General features: G+C 68.3%; 18 protein-coding genes. 6 read left to right on the top strand and 12 right to left on the bottom strand.

The window, feature by feature from the left end; translation table 11 throughout:
• Positions 1-7: 7 nt before the first annotated feature.
• The 4 genes from AC5DRG_RS01900 to AC5DRG_RS01915 form a co-directional block, all read right to left on the bottom strand.
• Entirely contained in the window at positions 8-1,276 is a 1,269-nt protein-coding gene (locus AC5DRG_RS01900; RefSeq protein ID WP_491807565.1) for an alginate lyase family protein, read from the bottom strand.
• 17 nt (positions 1,277-1,293) lie between these two features.
• The gene (locus tag AC5DRG_RS01905; protein ID WP_491807566.1) at positions 1,294-4,668 is read right to left on the bottom strand and encodes an alginate lyase family protein; all 3,375 of its coding nucleotides are present in this window, start codon (positions 4,666-4,668) and stop codon (positions 1,294-1,296) included.
• Entirely contained in the window at positions 4,665-6,194 is a 1,530-nt protein-coding gene (locus AC5DRG_RS01910; RefSeq protein ID WP_491807568.1) for a glycosyl hydrolase family 28 protein, read from the bottom strand. The genes AC5DRG_RS01905 and AC5DRG_RS01910 overlap by 4 nt, the downstream gene beginning before the upstream one ends.
• Before the next feature lie 399 nt (positions 6,195-6,593).
• Complete coding sequence (locus tag AC5DRG_RS01915) at positions 6,594-8,111, bottom strand: alpha-N-arabinofuranosidase (RefSeq protein WP_491807570.1); 1,518 nt, start codon at positions 8,109-8,111, stop codon at positions 6,594-6,596.
• A gap of 617 nt (positions 8,112-8,728) precedes the next feature.
• Here AC5DRG_RS01915 and AC5DRG_RS01920 point away from each other — a divergent pair.
• Genes AC5DRG_RS01920 through AC5DRG_RS01935 form a run of 4 tightly spaced genes read left to right on the top strand, consistent with a single transcriptional unit; the run spans position 8,729 to position 13,981 of the window.
• The gene (locus AC5DRG_RS01920; RefSeq protein WP_491807571.1) at positions 8,729-10,078 is read left to right on the top strand and encodes an extracellular solute-binding protein; all 1,350 of its coding nucleotides are present in this window, start codon (positions 8,729-8,731) and stop codon (positions 10,076-10,078) included.
• Entirely contained in the window at positions 10,075-11,115 is a 1,041-nt protein-coding gene (locus AC5DRG_RS01925; protein WP_491807573.1) for a carbohydrate ABC transporter permease, read from the top strand. The genes AC5DRG_RS01920 and AC5DRG_RS01925 overlap by 4 nt, the downstream gene beginning before the upstream one ends.
• On the top strand, positions 11,115-11,936 hold the full coding sequence (locus AC5DRG_RS01930; protein WP_491807574.1) for a carbohydrate ABC transporter permease: 822 nt from the start codon (positions 11,115-11,117) through the stop codon (positions 11,934-11,936). Before AC5DRG_RS01925 ends, AC5DRG_RS01930 begins: the two co-directional genes overlap by 1 nt.
• A 35-nt stretch (positions 11,937-11,971) precedes the next feature.
• Positions 11,972-13,981 carry a beta-galactosidase gene (locus AC5DRG_RS01935; protein ID WP_491807575.1) on the top strand — a complete coding sequence of 670 codons (2,010 nt, stop codon included), beginning with the start codon at positions 11,972-11,974 and terminating at the stop codon, positions 13,979-13,981.
• Between the two features lie 176 nt (positions 13,982-14,157).
• Here the strand turns inward: AC5DRG_RS01935 and AC5DRG_RS01940 are convergent, their stop codons facing one another.
• From AC5DRG_RS01940 to AC5DRG_RS01970, 7 genes are all read right to left on the bottom strand, one after another.
• Positions 14,158-15,450, bottom strand: a complete 1,293-nt coding sequence (locus AC5DRG_RS01940) for an MFS transporter (protein WP_491807576.1) — start codon at positions 15,448-15,450, stop codon at positions 14,158-14,160.
• Positions 15,451-15,578: 128 nt separating this feature from the next.
• Positions 15,579-16,877: an acyl-CoA dehydrogenase family protein gene (locus AC5DRG_RS01945; RefSeq protein ID WP_491807577.1), complete on the bottom strand. Its 1,299-nt coding sequence runs from the start codon at positions 16,875-16,877 to the stop codon at positions 15,579-15,581.
• A gap of 54 nt (positions 16,878-16,931) precedes the next feature.
• On the bottom strand, positions 16,932-17,438 hold the full coding sequence (locus tag AC5DRG_RS01950) for a nuclear transport factor 2 family protein (RefSeq protein WP_491807578.1): 507 nt from the start codon (positions 17,436-17,438) through the stop codon (positions 16,932-16,934).
• Between the two features lie 355 nt (positions 17,439-17,793).
• A complete protein-coding gene (locus tag AC5DRG_RS01955; RefSeq protein ID WP_491807579.1) occupies positions 17,794-18,588 on the bottom strand; it encodes an IclR family transcriptional regulator in 795 nt (264 codons plus the stop codon).
• A 51-nt stretch (positions 18,589-18,639) separates the two neighbouring features.
• Positions 18,640-19,485: a fumarylacetoacetate hydrolase family protein gene (locus AC5DRG_RS01960; RefSeq protein WP_491807580.1), complete on the bottom strand. Its 846-nt coding sequence runs from the start codon at positions 19,483-19,485 to the stop codon at positions 18,640-18,642.
• Positions 19,482-21,227 (bottom strand): bifunctional 3-(3-hydroxy-phenyl)propionate/3-hydroxycinnamic acid hydroxylase, encoded by a 1,746-nt coding sequence (locus AC5DRG_RS01965; protein WP_491807581.1) that lies wholly within the window; start codon positions 21,225-21,227, stop codon positions 19,482-19,484. Before AC5DRG_RS01965 ends, AC5DRG_RS01960 begins: the two co-directional genes overlap by 4 nt.
• 45 nt (positions 21,228-21,272) lie before the next feature.
• On the bottom strand, positions 21,273-21,767 hold the full coding sequence (locus AC5DRG_RS01970) for a VOC family protein (RefSeq protein WP_491807583.1): 495 nt from the start codon (positions 21,765-21,767) through the stop codon (positions 21,273-21,275).
• 211 nt (positions 21,768-21,978) lie between these two features.
• Here AC5DRG_RS01970 and AC5DRG_RS01975 point away from each other — a divergent pair, with 211 nt between their 5' ends.
• The gene (locus AC5DRG_RS01975; RefSeq protein ID WP_491807585.1) at positions 21,979-23,442 is read left to right on the top strand and encodes an aldehyde dehydrogenase family protein; all 1,464 of its coding nucleotides are present in this window, start codon (positions 21,979-21,981) and stop codon (positions 23,440-23,442) included.
• Between the two features lie 102 nt (positions 23,443-23,544).
• On the top strand, positions 23,545-25,104 hold the full coding sequence (locus AC5DRG_RS01980; protein WP_491807586.1) for a carotenoid oxygenase family protein: 1,560 nt from the start codon (positions 23,545-23,547) through the stop codon (positions 25,102-25,104).
• Between the two features lie 75 nt (positions 25,105-25,179).
• On the opposite strand, the gene AC5DRG_RS01985 is transcribed toward AC5DRG_RS01980, so the two are convergent.
• Complete coding sequence (locus AC5DRG_RS01985) at positions 25,180-25,785, bottom strand: NADPH-dependent FMN reductase (protein ID WP_491807588.1); 606 nt, start codon at positions 25,783-25,785, stop codon at positions 25,180-25,182.
• Positions 25,786-25,817: the final 32 nt, after the last annotated feature.

Genomic DNA, 25,817 nt, shown 5'->3' on the forward strand with positions numbered 1-25,817 from the left:
GCGACGGCTACTTCGCGTACATCAGCTGGCCGAAGCCGAGCTGGTCGTAGCCGCCACTGGTGGAGCCGTAGTTGCCACCACCGCCCTCGATGCCGACGAGATCGTTGGACATCGCCGCGATGTACTTGTCGTCCAGGCCCTTGATCCGGTGGTAGTGGTAGTGGAGCATCGCCCACACCGGCCGGATGTTCCCGCGGCCCGCGGAGGAGATCGCGGTCTGCTCGTTGTACGCGCAGTTGGTGCCGCTGCCCCAGCTGTAGGTGGTGTACGGCACGTCCAGGCCGATGTTGTACTTGGCGACGTACTGGGCCGCCTTGAAGAACCGGTTGTCGTCGTAGCCGTACAGGTCGACGCCCTGGTTGTAGGCCATCTCGCAGATCGCGCCCATCTGGCCCATCCCCATGACGCAGTGGCCCTGATCGCGGCCGGACTCCTGCCACTGCCCGAGCGCGTAGCCGTCGTCGTCCGTGTAGAGGTACGGGACGGCGTTGCCGATGGCGCCGTTGCCCGCGCCGCTCTGGAAGTACGTGACGGCCTCGTCGAACTTGTCGCCGTCCTCGCACAGGATGCCGATGGCCATGACGGAGGCCACGTTGCACAGGTCCCAGTTGGCCCAGTAGTGGGTGATGCAGGTGAAGTTGTGGTCCCGCAGGAAGCCGTGGTTCCACGGGTAGAACACGGATCGCATCATCTGCTGGAAGGCGGCGAGGTCGAAGCCGTCGTAGTCGCGCAGCAGTTCACCCACGTTCGCGAACTGCCAGCCGTAGATGCCGGCCGCCAGGCAGGCGTCCGAGTTGCCGTTGAGCTCCGTCAGGGTGCTCGACCAGGCATTGCAGATGGCTGCCGCGCAGTCGGCGTGGGCCGTGTCGCCGGTGATCAGCCAGCGCAGGGTGTTCTGATAGGCGGCGGCGATGTCGTTGTAGAGGATCGGGTAGTTCTGGGTGTAGCTCCCTCCCCGGTAGACGATGGCCTGCGGGTTGGCCGTCCAGGTGGACGCGGAGTGGGCGTTGGCGGTCAGTACCTGCCAGTCCGAGTACCACGGGTCGAGGCCCGCGGCCACCCTGACCTTGGCGCGGTTGATGTCGCCGGGGTGGTGGATCCCGCCGGGGTGGTTCCAGACGGTCGGCGCGGCGCCGACGGACGGCGCGGTGGCGGCGCCGAGCGCCCCGGCGAGGGTGAGCCCGCCGGCGACGCGCAGCACGCCCCGTCGGCTCGGCCCGGTACGGGGGGACGACGGTGCGCCGGGGGTGGTGGGGGGAAGATCGTTGCGGCTCATCGGAGGTTAATCTCCAATCAAGTGCGGTCCGAACGGCTCTGGTCGGGGGTGATGCTGACTTGATCGAACTGCGTGGTGCCGAGGGCCGACGGGCTGCGGGAGCAGACCACGAGACCCACGTAGTAGGGGGCGTCGCCGAAGCCGGGGATCTCTCCCGAGGCGAGGGGGGTCCAGGTGACGCCGTCATCGGTGGAGGCGTACGCGGTGAAGGCGGTCCCGGCGCGCTTCAGCCGCAGCAGGCAAGGGGCGTTGACCGTGCCGTTGCCCGTGAAGGCGGACCTTCCGGCGACGGTGGTGCGCAGCATGAGTTGCGCCGCGGTCCCGCCGGTGACGATCGTCCCGGCCGCCTGGTCGAACGGCGACAGGGACTTGGCCATCAGCAGCCCGACCCGGTCGGCGGTGGCGCCGCTGCGGGAGACCAGGCGGGCGGTGACCTCGCAGTCGCCGCTGACCGGCTGCCGTACGAACTGGCCCGTCATTCCCTGGTTGTTGACGCTCAGGTCGGTCCCGGCACCTCGCACGGTGAACGTCCCGTCGGTGTACGAGGTGCTGCCCGGCGTGCGGATCGCCACGACGCCGAGGGTCCCGAACTCCCGGTCGTCGAGGACGGTGTCGCCGAGGTCGCCGTATGTCCAGGGGGCGGGCGGGGGTGTGCCGACCGTGAGGGTGAGGGTTCCAGTGCCGTCGCCCGCCGCGTTGCCCGCGGTGGTGGTGACGGTGAACTCGCCGGTCTCGTCGGGGATTCCGTGGATCAGGCCCGTGCGCCTGTCGACGCGGAGACCGCCCGGCAGTCCGCCCACGGTGAACCGCACCGGCTCGTGCGAGGCGCGGAGCAGATACCGGAACTCGGCACCCTGGTTGGTGAACAACGGTGTGGAGGAGGCGAGTTGGGGCACGGACGGGGTCGACATCTGCGCGGATGCGGACTCCGACCACGGGCCGCGTCCGCCACTGTTCGCCTTGGCGACGACGTAATGGTACGTCGTGCCGGGTGTGCCGGTGGCGTCCGCGTACCGGATGCGGGTGCCGAAGCCGACGGGGCCGACGCCGGTCGCGACGGTCGCGTACGGGCCGTCCGCGTCGGGTGCCCGCAGCACCCGGTAGCGAGCGGACGGATCCGGGTCGGTCCAGGCCAGCTCCACGGCATCGGCACCGGCGACCGCCCGCAGGTCGGTGACCCTCCGCGTCGGGCGGCGCACGGACCAGACCTCGCCGGACGAGGACGAGTCCACGCTGACGTTGTCGAAGGCGCCGGTGCCGGTCTCGGCGTACTCCTCGTCGACGCCGAGGCAGGAGGTGAGGACGAGACCGGCATAAGCCGTGTGCCCCAACACGACCTCGGTGGTGCCGACTTCGGTCCAGCGGATGCCGTCCGGGGAGATGGCGCCGGTACAGAGGCGGCCCTTACGGGTCACCCGCACCCAGTAGGGCGCCCGCAGTCGGTATCCGTCGCCGGCACCCTCGACGTACGGGGCCAGAAGCGGGGTCGCCGACTCGGGCAGGGCTCCGAGGTCGGAGATCGGGAAGGCGGCGCTGGTGGTGATGGCCTGCTGCTGGGCGGGCGGTACGGGCGTGCTGCCGGTGGCGGAGATCTCCGCGGCGGGCGACGGACGGACGCTCCACACCCCGCTCCACGTGTGCAGCGGCAGTCCCTGGATGAGCATGGCGGCGTGCGCCGCGTCCTCGTCGAGGGAGGCGCGGAGGGTGACGCCGATCTTGGAGTACTGCGAGCTGAGCGGCCACACGATCCGCGCGGTGACCGTGCCGTCGCCGGGCAGCGGCAGATGGACGAAGCGGTAGGTGTCGGCGGTTCCGGATGCCTCCAGCACGAACCGCTCACCGTCGAAGACGGCCGAGCCGGGGATCTTCACGTCCCCGATGTCCTGTGTCGACCAGGGCTGCGGAAGACCGGCGGTGGCGGCGACGGGAGTCGAAGTAGCGCTGGTCCCCTGGGAGTTGGCGGCGGTGACGGTGTAGTAGTACGTCCGGCCCCGGTGCGTGTCGCCGTCCGTGTACGCCGGCTTGTCGAGGCTGGTGGCGATCTCCTCGTACGGGCCGCCGGGGCTGGTCGCCCGTTGGACGGTGTACGTGTTCGCCCACGCCGACGGGAGCCAGCTCACGGTGACGGCTTGGTCGCTGGCGGCTTGCTCGCCGCCCACTGCCGTGACGCCCGCGGGAGCCGTCGGCACGGCCGGTGAGGGAGCCGTGGTGCCGGCGTAGGTGAAAGTGCCCCAGCCGGGCAGGTCGTCGTTGCTGCCCTCGACGACCCGGGCACCGCCGGTGCCGCGAAAGACCGCGGCTTTCGTATAGGGGGTGTCGAGGCCGCGCACGCCCGCGTAGTGGGCGTAGTACATCTCGTAGACCGGGGGCAGGTTGCCGCGCGAGGTCGCCGACACGGCCGTCTTGATGTACTTGCCGGTGCGGTCGAGGTCCGGTGTGAAGGGGACGTCACCCCCGAGGTTGTAACGGGCGACGTATTCGGCGTTGGCGAGCAGGCGGTCGCCGTCGAAGCCCCACAGGTCGACGCCCTGGTTCCAAGCGACCTGCGCCGCGTCGCCCATCAGCCCGACCGCGAGCTGTTCGTGGCCCTGGTCTCGGCCGGACTCCTGGCCCTGGCCGTCCGCGGTGACGATGCGGTGGGCGATGCTGCCGTTGCCGGCGCCGACCGCGGCGAAGCCCAGGGCGTCCGTGAAGAGGGTGCGCTCCTCGCAGAACACGCCGATGGCCAGGATGGTCTGAAGGGCCGTCAGGTCCCAGTTGCCGTTGGCGTAGAGCATGTAACCGGACACGGCCGGATACCAGACGTCGAGGAAGGACTCCTCGCAGCGCGCGATATCGGCGTCCGCCCAGCCGTCGTAGCCGGTGTGGCGGAGCAGTTCGGCCGCGTTGGCGAACTTGAAGGCCTGCAGTCCGGCGCCGAGCGGCCCGTCCGCCCCGGTGATCACCGTCAGGGACGCCGACCAGGCGTTGAGGATGTCGCGGGCCTTGTCGGCGTGGGCGGGGTTCCCGGTGACGGCCCACATCAGGGCGTTCTGGTAGGCGGCGGCCGAGTCGGCGACGGCCTGGCTCTGGAAGTTGGTGGGGCCGCGGCCCCAGGAGGTGATCTGCCCGGTGTTCTGGACCGCGTACGTCGACTTCGAGCGGGCGTGGGCCGCGAAGGCGAGGTAACCGTCGTGGACCGGCGACTCCTTCGCCGCAACCGCGGCCTTCATCCGGGCGAGATCATCGGCGCTGTGCAGGAGCCCCGGGTGGGCGAAGGTTCTGGTACCGGTGACATTCTGTGCCGCGGCCCGTGCGGTGCCGGGTACGAGCAGTCCGCTCACACCCGACGCCGCCAGCAGGGCCACGGCGCCGCCGAGGAAGCCCCGGCGGCTCGTGGCGGGAGTGATCATGACGCGGCGGCCGCCTCGGCCTCGGCGGTGGTCAGGAACGTCATGTTGATCACGTGCTCGTTGGCGTACCACTGCACGGTGTCGGTGGTGTAGTACCACCTGGGCTTGCGCATCGTGTCGGCGATGACCACGCCGTTGACCACGAGGTTCTCGAAGGTGACGTTCTTGATGGCGTGGTCGGCGTCGTAGCCGAGGAAGAGTGACGGGTTGGCGTGGGTGCCGGTATAGGTGAGGTTCTTGATGTAGACGTCCTCGATGCCGCGGCCGACCGAGGTGTTGTACTTCGTGTTGTACATGACCCGCATGTTGAGGACCTGGCCCCACCGGAAGTCCTCGATCCGGACGTCCTCGACGCGCACGTTCTTGATCAGGTTGGAGTCGCCGGCGTTGAGGGAGATGCAGCCCTGGTAGTTCATCTGGGGCTCGCGGTGGTCGAGGATGTCGACGTTCTTGATGACGAGGTTCTCGATCATCTCCGGGTTGTCGCTGTTGCCGTGTGTGCCGACCTGGATCGCGTGGGCGACGTCGGCCCACAGGGTGCAGTTCTTGATGGTGATGTTGCGGGTGTCGCCGTAGAAGTCGTTGCGGTGCGTGTAGATGGAGAAGCCGTCGTCGGAGGTGCGCCCGAAGCAGCCGTCGAAGGTGATGTTCTTGGAGCAGTACATGGTGAAGCCGTCACCCCAGGCTCCCCACGTGAACACCCGGGCCTTCTTGACATGGACGTGCTCCGCTTCCCCGAGGAACACGCCGGCCCCGAACAGGATGATGTCCTCGACCCGGCAGTTCTTGCTGCGTTCGATGTGCACGCCGCCGACCGTGGAGGTCGGGGCCAGCAGCAGGCCGCGTCCCTTGACGGTCACCTGCTCGACGCCCTTGACGTCGATCTCCGCCTTCAGGACGGCGCCGCCGGCCAGGTAGACGGTCTTGCCGCTGGGGACGGTGAGGACGTTGCCCGTGACGGTGTGCAGGCCGGGGCCGTAGTAGAGGACGTCCGGGTCGTCGGCGGACGGGGCCTGCTTCTCGACGCGGTTGGTGATGACGTGCAGACAGTCGAAGATCTCGTCGTTGATCTGGACGACGACGTCCTTCGGCTCGTCGAGCGTGAATCGCAGGGTGTCGCCGAGGAGTTCGGGTGTGATGTCCAGGGCGTCCGGCCGCACTCTCGCCTTGGTCGTGCCGCCCTTGAGGTAGGTGACCTCCAGCTCGACCGGGCCGCAGAAGTCGAAGTACACCATCGACGAGCCCCAGACCTTGCCGGAGCCGGTGGTGGGGTTGATCTCCTTCGCACCCGGCGCGTAGCAGGCGAGCGTCTGCCACTCGCCATCGGGCGCGGTGCGCACCCGAACCTTGAAGCTGGCCTGCGTCGCCACGCCGGACGGAATCGGGTAGGTGACCACCTGGGGCGCGGGGGCGTCGGCCGTCTCGTCGGCCCGGGCGGACGTGGCCGTCAGGTTGGTGAGTCCGACGGCGAGAGCCGTGGCGCCGACTGCCTGGAGAGCGGTACGGCGGGACAGGGAGGAAGACATACGTGACTCCTTGCGGGTGCGGGTGAGAACTACGGGGAGGCCACTCGGGAGGGGCGTTGTGCACGCCCTGGTGAGTCCTGGTGGGAGGGACCCCGGCTGGGTGTCCCGGTGGTGAAGCCGCGTGGGGGGAGTCTGGAATATGGGGGCGGGGCCAGCGGGCCACCCCCGCTGATTCGGCTGAGGAAGCAGAGGATTGGGTTTGAGGGGCGACCGACTCCGCGGGGAATGCGGCCAACTCGGCTGAGAGAGCTGCCCATTCGGCTTGGCGACCGACACCGTTCAGAGAACGACCGGCTCGGCCGAGCGAGCGGCGACCGCATGTCCCGTCGGCCGCGGGCTGCCAACCCCGGCACTCCGCAAGGCCGACCTTGCCCCACACGGAGAGCCGCGAAGGGCAGGTCAGTCCAGCGGAGCCCGGACGGTGAGGAAGGAGTGCGGCGGCAAGGTGAGCGTCAGGCCCCGGTCGGTGACGGTCAGGGCGTCGAACGGACGCGGAGTCACCGCTGCCAGGTCCTGGGGGGTGTTGTGCGCCTGGAGCTTGTCGGCCGTCAGCAAACGGGCGACCGGTTCGCCGAGGGTGCCGCCGCGCAGGTCAAGCGTCAGCTCGACGGATTCCTCGGCGTCGAGGTTGGACAACGAGATCAGCACAACCCCGTCCTTGACGCTGGCGGAGGCGGACAGCGTGTCCAGTGCGGTGTCCCCGACCGTACGTCGGGCCTCGTCGCCGGTCAGGTGCACGGGGAGCGAGGTGGCGTCCTGGTGGCCCTTGTTCATCTCGAAGACGTGGTAGGTCGGGGTCAGTACGAGTGCGTCGCCGTCGGTGAGGATCATCGCCTGCAGGACGTTGACGGTCTGGGCGATGTTGGCCATGTGCAGGCGTGCTGCGTGCTTGTGGAAGATGTCGAAGTGGGTGGAGGCGACGAGGGCGTCGCGCAGGCTGTTCTGCTGGAACAGGAACCCGGGGTTGGTGCCGGGCTCGACGTCCCACCACGTGCCCCACTCGTCCAGGACCAGCCCGACCGTGCGGCCGGGGTCGTAGACGTCCATGACCGTGGAGTGGCCGGTGAGGATGCGGTCGATCCTGCGGGCCTGGAGCATCGTGCGGTAGTAGTCGTCGGTGTCGAAGTCGGTGGCGCTGCCCTTCGCCTCCCAGGGGCCGGCCATCGTGTAGTAGTGCACGGACAGGCCCTGGAAGAAGTTCTTCGGCGTGGCCTCGCAACCGAAGCAGCTGATCTGCTGCATCAGCGTCTCGGTCCACTTGTAGTCGTCGTCGGAGGCGCCCGAGGCGATGCGGTAGAGCTTGTTGTCGCCGTGGTCACGGCAGTAGGTGGCGTACTGGCGGGCCAGGTCGGCGGAGTACTGGGCGCGCATGTTGCCGCCGCAGCCCCAGGTCTCGTTGCCGATGCCCCAGAACCTCACGCGCCAGGGCTCGTCGCGGCCGTTGGCCCGGCGCAGCCTGGCCATGGGGCTGTCGCCGTCGCGGGTGAGGTACTCGACCCACTCGCTCATCTCCTGCACGGTGCCGGAACCGACGTTGCCGCTGATGTAGGGCTCGGTGCCGAGGAGTTCACACAGGGCCATGAACTCGTGGGTGCCGAAGTGGTTGTTCTCCTCTACGTCGCCCCAGTGGGTGTTGACCATCCGGGGGCGCTGCTCGCGTGGGCCGATGCCGTCCTTCCAGTGGTACTCGTCGGCGAAACAGCCGCCGGGCCAGCGCAGGTTGGGGATGTTCAGGGCCCGCAGGGCCTGCACGACGTCGAGCCGGATGCCTCCTTCGTTGGGTATCGGCGAGTCCTCCCCGACCCAGAAGCCGCCGTAGATGCAGCGGCCCAGGTGCTCGGCGAAGTGGCCGTAGAGATGGCGGCTGATCCTCGGGCCCTCGATGTCGAGGTTGATGACCGCGGTGGCGTTGGGCACGGACGATCTCCTGCGTGGATGGGTTGGTCATGAGGGGTGTGCGAGGGGCGCGGGGCGCTGGATTGCGGAACGCTGGGTTGCGGAGCGCACGCGGGAATGGTGCGGCGGACCTCATCCATGGACGGCCTCGGTCGAGACGTCATGAACGGTTAACAACCGGTTTCTTGTAGCGATACAAATGTAGCGATACAACGAAGCTGCCATCACGACGCCGGATGCGTCAAGAGTGTTGCGGCAAGGTTTTGTCGACGGACTTCGGCGTGCGAACCGACCGGCGACTACCGGGCGTTCCGACCCCTTGACACCGCCCTCGGGCCCGACTTAGCGTTCGCCAAAGTTTTTCACGACCGGTTTCCGCAGGCGAGCGTTTCGGGGCGCGACGCCACGGCCGAAGAACCGGTCCATCAACCCTCGACACTCACCCCTGCGTGCCGGCCGGCACCGCGTGGTGAGCGAGGCGTGCGGTGAAGCGCTGTGGGAGACCCCTGGCAGCCGAGTGCGGACCAGCGCTTCATCTCCCCTGCTCATGTACTTCCCCTTCCCATGCCCAGCCCTGCTCGCCTCACCAGTCTTTGCACACCTCCCCGTACGCACCCCGCACGAAAGGCTTCACCGCCATGCCCGTTTCATCCAGAGGCTCTCTCGACCGGCGCCGCTTCCTCGCCGCCTCCGCCGGTGCCGCATTCACCGCCGCCGCCCTGCCCGGCTGCGCCGCCTCCGTCGACTCCGACAGCGGCTCCGGGGGCAGCGGGAAAACCCTCACCGTCATGACGCTGGTGAACGAGTGGGACGCGAAGACCCAGAAGAGCATCGAGAAGCTGCTGGACGTGAAGCTCCGGATCGTCACCTATGACGTCACCAAGCTGAACGCCATGCTTGCCAGCAAGAACCCGCCGGACGTGGTCCGCGGCATCGGCGCGACGGACGCACCCTACTTCGCCGCACGCGGGCTCATGTCCGACCTGGACCCGTACCTCGCCAAGAGCAAGGTACTCAAGCCCTCCGACCTCGCCGCGGCCAACGACGTGTGGCGCTTCGACGGCGAGAAGCAGGGCTCGGGCCCCCGCTACGGCCTCGCCAAGGACTACTCGCAGGACTCCATGTTCTGGTACCGCACGGACCTGTTCGAGGCGGCCGGACTGGACCTCCCCAGCGCCACCGAGCCGTTGTCCATGGACGAGTGGCTCGACCTCGGCAAGCGGCTCACCAAGCGCAGGCTCGGCAAGGTGAAGGTCTACGGCCTCAACGCCACAAGCCTGGGACTCTTCTCCCAGCTCATGTCGTGGACCGCATCGGCCGGCGGGAGTCTGTTCGCCGACGACATGGCCTCGGTCGACTTCTCCTCGCCCGAAGCACTCAAGGCGCTGCAGTGGTACGTCGACTACACGAAGGCCGACATCGGCCCGAGCATCACCAACCCCAACCCGGACGGCTGGGACGGGCCGACCTACCAGGCGGGCCGGATGGCAATGAGCTGCAACGGCTTCTGGTTCGGCGGAGTGATCGGCGGTGACGCCAAGCTGGCCGCGGTCTCCCGGTTCGCGCCCGCGCCTCAGTTCGGCAGCCACCGCGTCAGCCCCTGCTTCAGCGGCACCGGCTTCTGGATGCCCAAGGAGGCCAAGAACAAGGACGCCGCCTGGAAGCTCTTCGAGTGGTACTTCGCCGGCCAGCCCGCCAAGGACCGGGCGTCCTCGGGTTGGGGCCTGCCCTCGCTGAACTCGCTTCGCTCGATGATCCCCAGGAGCAGCGCCTTCCAGAAGCAGGCCTACCAGGTCCAGGAACAGGACACGCCGTACTTCTCGGTTCTGCCGGTGAGCCCGTACGCGCAGGTGGACGCTCTGAACGGGATACTCAGCAAGGTGCTGCCGGACGCGATCAAGTCCGACACCAAGACCGGCAAGATCGCCGACGCGCTGAACTCTCGTATGAACGAGCAGCTCGCGCGGGGCAAGGAGCTGGTGGGGTGAGCACCGACCAACTCACCGGCCCGGACGCCGAGCCGGCCGCGCCCTCCCCGGCGCGGCCGGCCGGCGGCCGGCCGGCCGCGCGCCGGGCACCCCGACTCCACTCGTTGCGGGCGCGCCGGGCCGGGGCCTTCTACCTGTTCACCGGCCCCTGGGTGCTGGGCTTCCTGGGCCTGACGGCCTACCCGCTGGGCTACGCGCTGTGGCTGAGCTTCACCAACTCCGACGGCCTCTCCGCCAACGCCCGCTTCGTGGGTCTGGCCAACTACCGGGAGGTCTTCTCCGATCCGGACACCCTGGCGTCCCTGGGGCGCACCGGGCTCTTCGCCGCGATCACGGTGCCGCTGACGATCATCGCGGGACTGATCCTCGCGCTGCTGCTGAATCAGCCCATCCGGGCCCGCGGCCTGTTCCGCACCCTGCTCTACCTGCCCGCCGTCGTCCCGCCGGTCGGTGCCGCCCTCACCTTCAAGCTGATCTTCGACCGTGACTCCGGATCGGCCAACGGCCTGCTGGACCTCTTCGGCGTCAACGGGCTGGCCTGGCTGGCGGATCCGTACGCCCGCTACGTGCTGATCATGCTGACGGTATGGGGCGTGGGCAACGTCATGATCATCTCGCTGGCGGGACTGCAGGACATCCCCCGGGAGCTGCTCGACGCGGCACGGGTGGACGGGGCGAGCCAATGGCAGTCCCTCACCCGGATCATCCTGCCGCTCCTCTCCCCGGTGCTGTTCTTCCAACTTGTCACCCAGCTCATCATGACGCTGCAGACCTTCGTACCGCTGCTCATCTCGCTCGACCCCACCCCCAAGGGCGTGGGGGCCGTACCCGAGAGCAACTACCTGATCATGATCGACGTCTTCTCCCAGTACTTCGCCAACGGCCGCTACGGCTACGCCTCCGCGCTGCTGTGGGTGCTTTTCCTGTTCATCATGCTCGTCACCCTCCTCGTCTTCCGCATCGGCAAGGGTGCGGTCTTCTACTCCGTGGATCCCGAACAGGCGAAGGCCGGCACGCGGACGATCGGAGACAAGTGATGGTGCTGGCCCGACGCAAAGTCGTCTACATGCTCCTGATCGCGGCCCTGGTGCTCTTCCTGAGCCCCTTCGGCTGGCTCGTGATCACCGCGTTCAAGGCCCAGTCCGAACTGCGTGCCGTCCCCATCCACTGGTGGCCGCACCAACCGACCCTGGACAACTTCCAGCAGGCCCTGACCCTCTTCGATTACCTCGGCTACGCCCGCAACTCGCTGACGATCGCCGGCCTCTACTCGGTGTTGATCACCCTGGCCTCGGCCTGGGCCGGATACGGCTTCGCCCGGCTGAACGGCCCCGGCAAGAAGCTCGTGTTCGGCCTCATGCTGTCGACGATGATGACCCCACAGATCATCACCCTCATCCCGACCTACCTGCTGTTCGCCAAGGCCGACCTGGTCAACACCTATATCCCGTGGGTGCTGTGGGGACTGGCCGGCGCACCGTATCTGATCTTCCTCTTCCGGCAGTTCTTCACCAACATGCCCAAGGAACTGGAAGAGGCCGCGATCATCGACGGCTGCGGACAGATCCGCATCTTCTGGCGGATCTTCCTCCCCCAGTCCTGGCCCGTCATCGCCACCAGCCTGATCCTCAGCTTCAGCTGGAGCTGGGGCGACTACATCGCGCCCGCCCTGCTCCTGGACGACGACCGCACCACGCTCTCCGTCAAGATCGCCACCGGCTACGTCAACGAACACGGCACCGGGCTCTACACCCTCATCGCGGCGGGCTCCGTGATGTACATCGTGCCCGTACTGGCGCTCTTCCTGATCCTGCAGCGCGGCTTCATCACGAGCTCCGCCACGTCCGGACTCAAGTGACCGACCTGCCGCCTACTCACCTGTGGAGCCACCCCGTGACCAGCAAACCCGTCCTCTCCATCCCCGGCATCGCCTACGGCGCCGACTACAACCCCGAGCAGTGGCCCGAGGAAGTGTGGGCCGAGGACGTACGCCTGATGCGCGAGGCAGGGGTCAACTTCGTCAGCGTCGGAATCTTCTCCTGGGCCCTGCTGGAGCCGCGCGAGGGCGAGTACGACTTCTCAACGATGGACCGGATCCTCGACCTGCTGCACGAGAACGGCATCGCCGCCGACCTCGCGACCCCGACCGCGGCGCCGCCGGCCTGGTTCTTCAAGGCCCACCCTGAGGCACTGCCAGTCGACAAGGACGGCCGTCGGCTGTCGTACGGCAGCCGCCAGACGTTCTGTCCTTCGAGCCCCGCCTACCGCGAGGCCGCCCAGCGCATCGCCGGCGCGTTGGCCGAGCGGTACGCGGACCACCCGGCGGTGGTGATGTGGCACGTCCACAACGAGTACGGCTGCCACAACAGCGCCTGCTACTGCGACACCAGTGCCGAGGCGTTCCGCCGCTGGCTGCGTACCAAGTACCAGGACCTGACGGCGCTCAACCACGCCTGGGGCACCACCTTCTGGAGCCAGTGGTACTACGACTGGGACGAGATCCTGCCCCCGAGGGCGTCTCTTGCCGGCCCCAACCCGACCCAGCTGCTGGACTGGCGCCGCTTCTGCAGCGACGAGCTGCTGTCCCTGTACCGGGCCGAGCGGGACGTCCTGCGCGCGGCGGCCCCGTCCATCCCCGCCACCACCAACTTCATGGTCATGCAGGGCGCCGACAAGGCCGACTACTGGCGCTGGGCCCCGGAGCTGGACGTGGTGGCCAACGACCACTACCTGATGTACGACGACCCCGAGCCCGAGATCGACGTCGCGCTCCACGGCGACCTGATGCGATCGCTGGCGCGCGGTCCCTGGTTCCTGATGGAACACTCCACCGGAGCGCTGAACTGGCAGCACGTCAACAGGGCGAAGAAACCAGGGGAGTTGCGCCGCAACGCGCTGGCCCACGTGGCGCACGGCGCGGACGGGATCGCCTACTTCCAGTGGCGGCAGTCGAAGGCGGGCGCCGAGCAGTGGCACTCGGCGATGGTCCCGCACGCCGGCACCGACAGCCAGATCTGGCGGGACGTGGTCCGCCTCGGCGCCGACCTCAAGGCGCTCGCGGAGGTGCGCGGCAGCACCGGCACCGCCGAGGTGGCCATCGCCTGGGACTGGAACGCCCGCTGGGCCATGGAAACCCCTGCCCAGCCGAGCGCCGAGCTCCGCTACGAGGACCTGGTCCGCTCCTGGTACGAGCCGCTGTGGCGGGCGGGCGTCGCGGTGGACTTCGCACGCCCGGACGCCGACCTGTCGTCGTACCGCCTGGTCCTGGTCCCCAGCCTGTACCTCGTCGACGACGAGGGCGCCGCCAACCTCACCGGCTTCGCAGAGCGCGGCGGCACGCTCGCGGTGGGCTTCCACAGCGGGGCCGTCGACGAGAACTGCCATGTACGGCTCGGCGGTTACCCGGGGGCTTTCCGGGAGGCACTGGGCATCAGGGCGGACGAGTACTTCCCGCTCCCGGCGGGCCAGTCACTCAGCCTGAGTGGGGGCGGCACGGCGTCGCTGTGGTCGGAACGCCTGCGCCTGGAGGGCGCGGAGGCGGTGATGTCGTATACGGAAGGCCCACTGACGGACGTACCCGCCGTGACACGCCACACGTTCGGCCGGGGCACGGCCTGGTACCTGGCCACCCGTCCGGATGCCACGACCCTCACGTCCCTCCTGACCTGCATCCGCACCGAGGCAGGCGTGGAACCGGTCCGCGCGGCGCCGGAAGGAGTTGAGGTCGTACGCCGCCGATCTCCGTCCGCGGACTACCTGTTCCTGATCGACCACGCCGGCAACGGCGCGGAGGTAACCGTCGCCGAGGACGCGGTCGAACTTCTCACAGGTAAGCCGACGCCGGGCTCGGTGATGCTCGCACCGGGAGAGATCGCGGTGGTGCGCGAGCCACGACGAGGTTGACGAGACGGGTCCCAGCCGTTCACCGACTGGGACCCGATCAGAGTCCGGACGCGTCCACGTCTTGGTTGAGGATGCACCGCGCTGGTTCGTAGTCGTCCGAGGCCGGAGCGACCATGCACGCACACGCTCTCCCCGACCTCGTCGACTGGTTCACCGGCAGGGCGTGGACCCGGTGTTCATGCGTCCGGGACGCGGTCGGCGACGAGTCCGTGGGCGGAAGGTACTGCCGGCTCGGTGTCGGGGACGGGGTACCGGGGCAGGAAGAAGGCCATCGCGAGGGCGACAGCACAGGCGACGATCAGGCCCAGGAGAGGGCCGTTGTAGCCCGATGTCTGCTCCGCCGCCGTCTGCACGATGATGGGTATCACGCCCATCGCGAGGATGGTGATCCCGAGGGTCAGGCCCTGCAACTGCGCGAAGTCCCGTGGGCCGAAGTACCGGGCGATCAGGTAGGGGCCGATCGTCGATTCAGCGCCCCTGACCACGCCGAGCAGGCACATCGCGAGGAACAGCACCGGCACCGTGTCATAGACGCTGATCACGAGCACCAGAGCGACCAGGACACACGCGACGAACGGCACGATCACCCACGGCGACCTCGCGCGGTCGAGTATCACTCCGGCGAGGATCAGACCGACGACCGACGAGATGAACTGCGCCGACAACGACAGGGACACGGTCTCGGAGGAGTATCCGTGGTCGCCGAGCAGCGAGACGGCATTCTGCGACACGCTCAGCACCGCGCCGCCTGCGAGCATGAAGATCACCGTACTGAGCAACCACGCACGACTGCGGATGGCCTTGCGCAGAGGCACACCTGGCAACTCGGCAGGCACTGGCATGGCGTCCCGCCCGCCCTCCGGAAAGGCAGGAACGTTGCTCTCCTGCTGGGCCGAGTCCGGTTCGGACAGCAGGAACATCTGGGCCGGCGCGACGACCAGGAGAATAACCACGCCCAGCAGGACAAAGGTGGCCCGCCAGCCGACACTGCTGATCAGTTGCTCGGACAGGGGTGAGAACATGGAGCCCGCCAAGCTCGCCACCACACCGACCGAGGCGAACCCGATGCCCCTGTGGTGGGGGAACCACACCAGCACCACCTTGAAGACGACGACTACGCAGCCTATGTAGCCGAATACCATCGAGACGACCAGGATCGCGCCCAACGCGAGTCGACTCGCCCCCACGAGAGCCGCCGCGGCCGTGGTGAAGCCGTAGAACACAACGGCCGGAACAGCGACCTTTTTCACCCCCCATCGGTCCACCCAGCGGCCCCCGAACGGCAGCACGAAAGGCACGACCAGAAGCGGCAACGAGAACAGGGTCAGGGTCGCGGACTCTTTCCAGCCGAATTCCTTGGAAATAGGACCGACGAAGAATGTCGTGGTTGCGGCCAATACCCCGGCGGGGCTCAGCATCATCGCGACACCGCAGGCGATCATGGCTTTCCATGCCTGCTTCGGGTACATGCGCATTGACGAGAAGTACGTGGATATTGAGCGCGGACTCGGCGCGGTGGAAGCGGCGAAGCTAGACGGCTCCGGATTCGGTGGGTGATCGGACATCATTGTCCTCTCTTGCTTTTCGTCGTTCGCCGTCAGCCGGCGGTGGGCGGCTCGAACGCTGCGAGCAGGGGGAAGGGCGCGAGCCCGAGAATGTTCCGACCGTTGATCTCCGCCATGGGGTCGATCCGGAGCGCACCGTGTGTGGCCAGGACGCGCATATCGCGTACAAATCGCTGAATCGGATTCTTCAGAGCCACCGTGGACGACCCCAGCGCGAGCTGGAGCATGTCGACCACCTGACCGCACTGGTACATGGCGTGGACGAGATCCATGGTGATTTCGGGTTCCTCCGCGGGGCTGAAGTCCTGTCCCCGCAGCACTCGCCGGTCCACCTCGTCCGCATGCAGGTGAACCACGGCCGCGGCGGCGTTGATCATCGCCCTCGCCCTGCCCGCGGTGACCTGAGCCGACGGCATGTCCGCGACCGTCGGATAGGGCAGGTTGAACGGCTTGCGGACCTTGGCCTGCTCGACGAAACACTCCAAGGTGCCCTGCGCCATGCCCAGCGCCAGCGCGCCGAAGCTCGCCGTCGTGGTCACCATCACGGCCACCGCGCCGCCGAAGGTCCGCCCGCCATACCGCTTCCGCAGGCTGTCCATGATCTTCGGCAGGTCAGAAGTGTGCACGAAGCGGTGTTCGGGGACGAAGACTTCACCGTCCACGGTGACGCTGTTGCTGGAGGTGCCCTTGAGACCCATGACCTTCCAGTCGTCCAGGATCTGGAACTGGTCACGCGACAGAACGGCCATTCCGCGGCGGGGCCGACCGTTGCCGTCCTCGTACTCCACGCCAACCGCACCCCACGCGGCGTGCTTGCAGCCGCTGCCGAACGACCACTTGCCGCTGACCATGAAGCCACCGTCCACGCGGCGCCCCGACCCCACGCTCATGGAAAGCACGGACGCACCGAACATCAGCGGCCCCACCCAGGTGTCGCGCAGGGCGAAAATCTCGTCGACGGCCTGCTGCGGAAATCCGAGAGAGTTACGGATGGCACTCGACACGATGGCGGTCCACCCCGCCGCGCCGTCTCCCTTTCCGAGCGCGGTGACGACCTCGACGATGTCCCGCGCGCCCAGCGCGTAGCCGCCTACCTCCTCCGGAAGGGTGATCTTGAAAACGCCGGCGTTGTGCAGAGCCTCTAGCGTCTCCGGTGCCAGCGCTCCGAGCTCCTCGCCCTCCAGCGCGTTGCGCCGGAGCAAGGGAATCATCCCCGTGATCTCGTCACGGATCTTTTTCCCCGCCGGACTCAGGAACTCCGATTCACGCTCCTCCCCTCCCCCTGCCCAGGGTGCGGCGTCAACGGAAACGGGCGGAAAGTCGTTGGACATACTGCTCCTCGATGTTTAGCGGAATACTCTGCCTGGAGTTCGAGCAGACAGCCTTTACGGTGCGCCCTTTTTGAAAGCTCCCCAGTGCTCGGTGAGCTTTCCGTCCCGGACCCGGAATACTGTCGGGATGAACCAGTCGTAGGTCGAGGTGGGGTCAGACGGATCGGGCAGCGGCTTCTGCATGAGCAGACAGACCAGGTCTTGTTCGACGATCAGGCTGACTGGCGGAGCCGGCACGTCGGCCACCGGCGGCGTCGGCATCGCACGAAAGGATGCGGCCAGCGCGGCCCGGCCGTGGCCCGGGAAATTGGGATCGTGCTGGATGTAGTCGTCCGCGATGAAGCGCTCAAGTACAGCGTCGATTTCCTTGTCGATCCTGCCTGAGACGACCAGGCGTGCCAGCGCGGCCTCGAATTCTATGACCAGCCTCTTCTTCGCGGTGACCGCCGGATCGGGCGATGCCGCCAACGCTTCGAAGTAGTCCGAGCGGTCCGGCCAATTCGAGAAGAAATCCGGGTCGGTGATAGTTGCGACCCCAGCCGCAACGGTGAAATCAGTCATGGAACCACTCACTCCAGTGTTGATGGTCCGGCTCTTTGATCGGCAGCGACTCCGCCGGGCAGCCGATCGGCTCGGCCGGCCCGCCCGAGCCCAGGTGTCCATGCGACCGGGCAGGCGAGGCCGTCAAGCGGTGGGCGCAAGCGTCATTGCGACCACCTCACATACTGCACTGTACGGTCCAGTCCAGATATTCGTAAAGAGGAAGGACCGGATCCGCTGAAGGTCGTGCCATAGGGCGAGCGAACGTCAGCTCCTGAGCAGGTCCGGCGAGTCGGACGCCCCGGCGGCGGGGCGGACGTGACGAGACTGGCGTGTCAGGCAATCCGGGTGGCCGCGCAGAGGCAGCACCTGGCGGTCACCCGGCGACGGCGACCATCCGGTCGGTGATCTCCCGCGCCGCGGCCAACACATGGCCGACGATTTCGGCTTCCGCCTCACTCGTGACCCGCGAGGCCAGCGCGGCCACACTCACGGCCGCAACGACCTGTCCGGTGTCGTCACGGACTGGCGCGGCGATACCGACAATGTCGGGATCGAGCTCGGCGCGCGAGATCGCGTGCCCGGCCGATCGGATCTCCTCCAGACGTTCCATCAGCTCGTCGACATCGACGAGCGTCGAGGGTGTGAACCGATGCAGCGTCGCGGCCCGCAGCAGGTCGCGCACGTCGTCCGGAGGGCTCCAGGCCAGCAGCACATGCGCCGAGGCACCGGCGTTGATCGGCAACGCGCTGCCCCGTTCGTAGGAGATACGGACGGGGCGTTGTCCGGGTTCGGCGGTCTCGACACACACCACCAGCTCGCCCACCCGGCGGGTCAGGAGTACGGTCTCCGCGGTCCGCTCCGACAGCGCCACCATGGCGGGCAGCGCGAGCTCGGGCAGTCCGTAACTGCGTCGGGCCAGCCGGGCGATCTCCATCACCCGCAGACCGAGGCGGAAGCCGCCTCCCGGCGCCTCTTCCAGGAACCGGCTCAACACGAGGGACTGCAGATACCGGTAGGCGGTCGAACGCGCGACCCCCAGCCGCTCGGCGACCGCTGTCGCGGACACGACCAGCTCGGTCTCGTCGAACATCGTGAGGATGTCGAGCGCCCGGTCGGCGGTCGTGTTGCGCTCACGATAGGTGCGACTGCTGGACGCTGTTCCTGACATGCGGGACACCCTAGTGGACTGTGTCCAGGCCGGCGGCGCCGTTGGCCGACCTCACGCGGGATCGTCCTTGACCACGCGGTTACTCGTCTCGCCTATCCCCTCGATGTGGGTGACCAGTCTCTGCCCGGGACGCAGGAAGACCTTCGGGTCGCGCCCCGCCCCGACGCCGCCGGGGGTGCCGGTGGCGATCAGGTCACCGGGCTGCAACGTGATGATGGTGCTGACGTAGGACACGATGTGCGCCACGTCGAAGAGCAGGTCGGCGGTGTTCGACTCCTGCATGGCGTGACCGTCGACGCTGCATCCGATGTCCAGGCCCGACGCTCCGGGCGGAAGCTCGTCCGAAGTCACCAGCGCGGGCCCCACCGGGGTCGTGGCCTCGAAGGTCTTGCCCGAGAGGAACTCGCGGGTGCGGTGCTGCCAGTCCCGGACGGTGACGTCGTTGAGGATCGTGTAGCCGGCGACGGCATCCAGGGCATCCTTCTCTGCGACGTGCCGGGTGCGGCGGCCGATCACCGCGCACAGCTCGGCCTCCCAGTCGAGGTCGTCGCTCACCGCAGGCATGTGGATGTCGTCGTAGGCGCCGACGAGCGCTCCGTCGAACTTGGCGAACAGTGTGGGGTGAGCGGGCGTCTGACGGCCCATCTCCTTGATGTGCGTGGCGTAGTTCAGGCCGAGGCAGACGATCTTGTTGGGGTGGGGAACCACGGGGGCGTACCACGCCTCGGCTGCCGCGACACGTCGGCCGTCGGCCTTGGCCGCGCGCCGGGCCCAGTCCTCGCCCGAGGCCAGCAGGGCCGCGACGTCCGCGTGGGGCAGCAGCACCAGCTCGTCGCCTTCGTGGCGCACGGCGACGGTGCCTTCGTCGGCCGCACTTCGGATCGTGCTCAGTCTCACTTGTGGACTCCTTGCGTGTCGGTTTCCGGTGTGGAGGTGCCGGCCGGAGCCGGACCAGTGAGGGACGCCGAAGCGCCGAACCCTGCGCGTTCCTGGCGGGCTTCGGTCGGAGATGCCGAGCGGGGACGGTCCGGAGGCAGGAATCGGCCGAGAGCCCGAGTGACGTCATCGACCCGGCCCGGGGGGAAGGCGGCCGCTATCAGCCGGTCGGGGCGGACCAGCAGCAGATGGCCCAGGAACGGCGCGAGGTACGCGTCGAGCGCGCCGTCCGCATCGGCAACCGCGGCCCGTCCGTTGCGCGCACGCGGTCCGCGGTCGCCGAGCACCACGTCCACGCGCGGCGCCTCGGGCAGGCCGGTTGCCGCCACGGCCTTCCAGTCGTCGTCGGACAGGCCGATGCCCAGCAGGCACCAGCCCGAGCCGAGGACATCGTCGAGACGGGTGGCCGTATAGGCGGGGCCGTGCAGCACAACGGGCTGGTGCAGGAACGTGCCGGTCAGAGATCGTCCAGGGCCGTCGGTCGGTGCGACCGCTCCGGCTCGTACCCGTGTGTCGGGCCGATATCGCATCTCGGTGAGGTATCGACGCCCACGTCGGCTCCGCATGGCCGCACGAACGCACAGGTCCCTCCCTCGGGCCCGTCTGCGATCGGTCGTCATCACCACACGGCCCAGCCGGACAGACAGTTCGATCATGGCCTGGGCGTGCGGACGACGCTCGGTGTCATAGGTGTCGAGCAGCGCGTCCGTGGCCCGCCCGGCGAGCACCTCGGCCACCTTCCAGCAGAGGTTGGCAGCGTCCCGGACACCCGAGTTGAGCCCCTGGCCGGCGAAGGGAGGCATCATGTGCGCGGCGTCGCCGAGCAGGAAACAGCGATCGTCGCGCAGCCGGTCCGCCAGCAAGGCGTGGAAGGTGTAGACGACCGAGCGCTCCACCTGATGCGGGGCGATGTCGCGGTGCGAGCGCAGCAAGTCCCGTACCAAGGCGAAGGGCACCGCGTCTCCGGGGGCGCACTCGTCGGGCCGCAGCCGGAACTCGTAGCGACACCGCCCTTCCCGCCCGGGCACGATGACGAGGGGTCGGGCGGGGTCCCCGATGTGCATGCCGTAACGCTCGTCGTGCGGATCTTCGACGGTGTCGACGACAAGCCAGACGTCGTCCGGGAAGCTGCGTCCGCGCATAGGGATGGACAGTTGCTCGCGCACGGTGCTGCGGCCTCCGTCGCACCCCAGGACGTAGGCGGCCTCGATCCGCTGCGTCACTTCATCGCCGACACCGGATACCAGGGTCGCCCGCACTCGGTCGGGAAGCTGACTCAGCTCCACGAGGCGGGTCCCGAAACGAACGTCGACGTGCGGGAACCGGTCGAGGGCGGAGCGCAGGACGCGCTCGAGATCGGGCTGGGCGAAGGGGTTCTTGAACGGATGCCCGAAACGACGCTCCCCGGTGCCGCGGGCATGGACCAGCGGTCGTCCGCCGACTCCGTAGTACCTGGTGCCCGTTCCGGGCACGATGATCGGGTAGACGGCCTCGTCCAGGCCGGCCAGTTGCATCGTGCGCAGCGACTCGTCGTCCAGGCTGATCGCCTTGGCGTCGTCGCTCGTGGTCGTGTGCCGCTCGACGAGCAGGACGCGTACGCCAAGTGCGCCCAAGAGATTGGCCGCTGTCAGCCCGACCGGCCCCGCGCCGACGACGAGCACCTGGGGCTCGTCGCCGATGGGCACCGGGGGTGGTGTAGCCATGGATGGCCCTTTCGGCAGTGGTGAGCTGGGCGAGGGGTGGCGGGACTACTGCACCGGCTGGTAGACCGGGCCGCCGTCGGCCAGCAGTCGCTCTGCCTGGGCGAGGATCTGTTCGGGGTCCTGATCTAGGTCGATCGTCTTGCGGAAGGGCTGGCGCACGTCGCGCTCGATCCGCAGGTAGACCTCGTTGCGGTTGCCCTCCGGGTCGAAGAAGTAGATCCCGATCGCGTTGCCGTGGGTCACTTCCTGCTGGACCTCGATGCCCTCGGCGCGGAAACGCCGGTGGAAGTCGATGATCGTCTCCAGCGAGTCGACCCGCCACGACACCTGGTGGGTGAGCTTGGCTCCGGCCGGTGCCGTCCGACCCCGTTGGAGCACGAACTCGTGGTGCTCTTCGTCGGGGCGGGCCGAGTAGAAGACGATTCCCAGCTCCTCGTCCTCGTCGGTGACGGCCAGCCCCATGACCCGCTCGTAGAAGTCACGCATCTTCTCCAGGTCTTCGACCCAGAAGCCGGTGTGACCCAGACCCGTGATACCCACACTGTCTCCTTTTACAGGACTGTTGTACTGCTTGACGAGACATTAAGCAGCTTCGCCACCTCTTGACAACCCCGAATCCGAGCGAGTGTCCTATGACGTGAGCATCCAGTCCCGCTAAACAGGACGGCATCGATGCCGACCCAAGCCTGGCGCAAGCCGCGACGCCACAACTAAACTGCACGGTGCAGTTCAGATCTATGGATGGAGCATCATGGCCTTTCTCGAAGATCACAACTGGCAGGGGCAGATCTTTTCCGGTGGGTGGGTCGAAGGCTCCGGCGAGCCCTACGACTCCATCGAGCCGGCCACCGGCAAGGTGCTGGGCCGGGTAGGCGGGGCCACGCCCGCCGACCTGGACCGAGCCGTGGCACAGGCCGCGCGGGCCCAGCGCTCGTGGTCGGCCCTGTCGTACAGCGAGCGTGCCAAGGTGCTCCGGCGCGCCGGAGCACTGTTCGAGAAGCACCAGGCCGAGATCGCCGACTGGATCGTGCGGGAGTCCGGAGCCTTGCGCCCGTTCGCCGAGTTCCAGACGTCGAACGGCGCCGCCGAGGAGTGCTTCGAGGCCGCGGCCCTGGCGGCGGCTCCCTTCGGCGAGGTGCTCCGCTCGGTCGAGGACCGGCTGTCCTTCTCGCGACGCAGGCCCGTGGGCGTCGTAGGCGTGATCTCACCGTTCAACGCGCCGATGGTGCTGGCCATGCGCGCGGTGGCGCCGGCGCTGGCCCTGGGCAACTCGGTCGTCCTCAAGCCCGATCCGCGCACCGCGGTCTGCGGGGGTGTCACGATCGCCCGGGTCTTCGAGGAGGCGGGCCTTCCCGAGGGCGTGTTGCACGTGCTGCCCGGCGGCGCCGACGTCGGCGCGGCGCTGGTGGACGACCCCCGGGTGCCGGTCATCGCGTTCACCGGGTCGACCCGGGCCGGCAAGGCGATCGCCACGGCCGCGGCGCAACGCCTGAAGCGGGTGCATCTGGAGCTGGGCGGCAACTCGGCGCTGATCGTGCTGGAGGACGCCGACCTGGACAAGGCGGTGTCGGCGGGCGCGTTCGGCTCGTTCCACCACGCCGGGCAGATCTGCATGGCCTCCAGCCGGCACCTGGTGCACGCCTCCATCGCCGAGGAGTACACCGCACGGCTCGCCGAGCGCGCCGAAGCCGCACCCGCAGGAGACCCGGCGACCGACACGGTCGCCGTCGGCCCGATGATCGACGAGAGGCAGCTGCAGGCTGCCCACTCCGTGGTCACCGACAGCGTGGCCGCCGGAGCGCGGCTGGCCGCAGGCGGTACGTACGAGGGGCTGATCTACCGGCCCACGGTCCTTGCCGACGTACCGCTGACCGCGCGTGCGTACGCCGAGGAGATCTTCGGCCCCGTCGCCCCCGTCGTCGCCTTCCAGGATCTGGACGAGGCCGTTCGGCTCGCCACCGACACCGCGTACGGTCTCTCCCTCGGCATCCTGACCGGCGACCCGGTCAGGGGTCTGGCGCTGGCCGACCGCATCCCCACGGGGCTGGTCCACATCAACGACCAGACCGTCAACGACGAGGCCACCGTGCCCTTCGGAGGCGTCGGCGAGTCCGGCAACGGCTCCCGCCACGGAGGCGCCGCGGCCAACCTCGAAGCCTTCACCGAGCAGCAGTGGGTCACGGTCCGTGGTGAGATCCCCGGCTACCCCTTCTGATCCCGTCCAACGGCCGGGGCTCCTCCTTCCCCGGGGTCCCGACCGCTCCGTGCCGAGTCCGCCGTCCCGAACCCCATCCCGCCACCCGCATTGGACACATCCATGAGGACAACCACCCCCCGGCCCGGCCTGGTTCCGCCGGACCCGATGACGATCGCACCGCGCGCCGCGGCCACACCGCCGGCCCCGCGCCGGGCCGAGGACGCGGCCGGCTGGGCTCCCGGCAACAAGTTCCTCGGCGGGCCCTTCACACCCTGGAAGGAGGAAGACGCCGCCTACGACCTGGAGATCGACGGCCAGATCCCCGCGGATCTTGCGGGAGCGTTGTTCCGCATCTCCTCCAATCCCCGCTTCCAGCCGCGCGATCCGGAGCGCTACCACTGGTGGGAGGGGGATGGCATGGTGTGCGGGATCTACCTGCGCGACGGCCGGGCCGCCTACCGCACCCGCTGGGTGATGACCGACTCCATGAAGTTCGAGGTCGAACAGGGCCACGCCGTCTACAGCGGTTTCGCCAACGGCGGCAGCACAGCGCCGCTCCCCCACGGCGCTCCACCCGCCAAGAACGTCGCCAACACCAACGTCGGCATCTTCGACGACCACCTGCTGGTCTACTTCGAGGGCGGACTGCCGTACTCCATGCACCCGGAAACACTGGAGACGTACGGCACTTACGACTTCCACGGCGGCATCGACGTACTGTGCACGGCCCACTTCAAGACCGACCCGGCCACCGGCGACATGCTGTTCTTCGCCGCGACCGGCCCGACCATCACCTGGTACCGGGCGGACGTGAAGACCGGGAACGTCGTCGACAGCCACAGCTTCGACATCAAGGTGCCCGTGCTCATGCACGACTTCGCCGTCACCGAGAACCACGCGATCTTCTTCGTCACCCCGGCCCAGTTCCGGCTGGACCACATCATGCAGGGCAAGCCGGGTGTCGTCTGGGACGAGGACTCGCTTCCCCACGGTGTGCAGATCGTGCTCATGAACCGCGCCACCCATCAGGTCACCTGGCACGAGGTGGGCGGCCACTGGGCCAACACCCACTTCTACAACGCCTACGAGCGCGACGGGCAGGTCGTCGTCGACGGACACCGCATCACCCGGCTGGGCACCCCCGCCGACCAGCTGGACACCCCGGTCACCTCCCACTCCTGGTTTCCGCCGTCCCTCCCCCACCGCTGGCGCGTGGATCTGGCCACCGGCAGGGCCACTGAGGAGATGCTCAGCGGCCTCGCCGGCGAGTTCCCCCGCATCAACGACGCCTACACCGGGCTGGAGCACAGCTACGGCTACTTCGTCACCACCCGCTCGCTGGCCGCGGACACCATGAGTGACGGGCTGGCCAAGCACGACTTCCTGCACGGCACCACCAGCGTCGTGGAAGGCCCCGCAGGGCTGACCAACCCCGGCGAACCGGTCTTCGTCGCCCGCGAGAACGCCCGCTTCGAGGACGATGGCTATCTGCTGTCGCTGTGGTGGAACCGCCTCACGGGCCTGTCCGAACTCCTCATCCACGACGCCGCCGACCTGGTCCGCACGCCACTGGCCCGGGTCAAGCTGCCCAGCCGTGTCCCGTTCGGCTTCCACGGCAACTGGGCGGACCACGCGATCCTCGACCAGGCGGTCGCGGCGCTGGGTGAGGATGTCGACTGACACACTTCGTGCCTACGACGAGGGGGCCGACGGCGAAATCCGCCGTCGGCCCCCTCAACGATGTGCGGGCCCGGATCAGGGAGCAGCCGGAGCAACCACCTTGCTCGGCGCCTCCGCAGCGCTCTTGCGCAAGATCTGCAGTGGCTCGGTCCAGCGCAGCAGTTCGTCGAGCATGTCTGTGGCCGCCGTCTCCAGCGGCGGGGTGGGCTGGAAGCGGCCGTCCTGGATGAGCTGGAACACGAAGGGAATCGCGACGGCCTCCGGGATCGGCATCACCTTCAGCGTCGTCAGTATCTGCTTGAGCACCTGCACCGAGCGCAGGCCGGCCGCCACGCCGCCGTAACTGACGAAGGCGGCCGGCTTGTACAGCCACTCCCGGTGCAGGTACGAGATCGCGTTCAGCAGTGCGGCCGGGGGGCCGTAGTTGTACTCGGGCGTCACGAAGACGAAGGCGTCCGCCTCGTCCACCGTGGCGCTCCAGACGCGGGTGTGTTCGTGGGCGTACTGCCCCGTGCGCGGGTGCGCGGGCTCATCGAGGAGCGGAAGTCCGATCTCGGCCAGGTCGACGAGTTCGACGTCGAAGCCTCCGTGCTGCTCGGCGGTCTTCGCAGCCCACTGTGCGATCGGCAGCGCGAGACGGCCGGGACGGGTGCTGCCGACCACGACGTGCAGTTTGGGCATGGTGGAGCCTTTCCTATGGATGAGGAGCGGGA

Source organism: Streptomyces sp. JLBG701 (genome assembly GCF_058544905.1).

Bases quoted from the DNA above. Each gene is read 5' to 3' on its own strand.
- AC5DRG_RS01900 (WP_491807565.1), bottom strand. From the start codon at position 1,276: ATGAGCCGCAACGATCTTCCCCCCACCACCCCCGGCGCACCGTCGTCC.
- AC5DRG_RS01905 (WP_491807566.1), bottom strand. From the start codon at position 4,668: ATGATCACTCCCGCCACGAGCCGCCGGGGCTTCCTCGGCGGCGCCGTG.
- AC5DRG_RS01910 (WP_491807568.1), bottom strand. From the start codon at position 6,194: ATGTCTTCCTCCCTGTCCCGCCGTACCGCTCTCCAGGCAGTCGGCGCC.
- AC5DRG_RS01920 (WP_491807571.1), top strand. From the start codon at position 8,729: ATGCCCGTTTCATCCAGAGGCTCTCTCGACCGGCGCCGCTTCCTCGCC.
- AC5DRG_RS01930 (WP_491807574.1), top strand. From the start codon at position 11,115: ATGGTGCTGGCCCGACGCAAAGTCGTCTACATGCTCCTGATCGCGGCC.
- AC5DRG_RS01940 (WP_491807576.1), bottom strand. From the start codon at position 15,450: ATGTACCCGAAGCAGGCATGGAAAGCCATGATCGCCTGCGGTGTCGCG.
- AC5DRG_RS01945 (WP_491807577.1), bottom strand. From the start codon at position 16,877: ATGTCCAACGACTTTCCGCCCGTTTCCGTTGACGCCGCACCCTGGGCA.
- AC5DRG_RS01950 (WP_491807578.1), bottom strand. From the start codon at position 17,438: ATGACTGATTTCACCGTTGCGGCTGGGGTCGCAACTATCACCGACCCG.
- AC5DRG_RS01955 (WP_491807579.1), bottom strand. From the start codon at position 18,588: ATGTCAGGAACAGCGTCCAGCAGTCGCACCTATCGTGAGCGCAACACG.
- AC5DRG_RS01965 (WP_491807581.1), bottom strand. From the start codon at position 21,227: ATGGCTACACCACCCCCGGTGCCCATCGGCGACGAGCCCCAGGTGCTC.
- AC5DRG_RS01975 (WP_491807585.1), top strand. From the start codon at position 21,979: ATGGCCTTTCTCGAAGATCACAACTGGCAGGGGCAGATCTTTTCCGGT.
- AC5DRG_RS01980 (WP_491807586.1), top strand. From the start codon at position 23,545: ATGAGGACAACCACCCCCCGGCCCGGCCTGGTTCCGCCGGACCCGATG.
- AC5DRG_RS01985 (WP_491807588.1), bottom strand. From the start codon at position 25,785: ATGCCCAAACTGCACGTCGTGGTCGGCAGCACCCGTCCCGGCCGTCTC.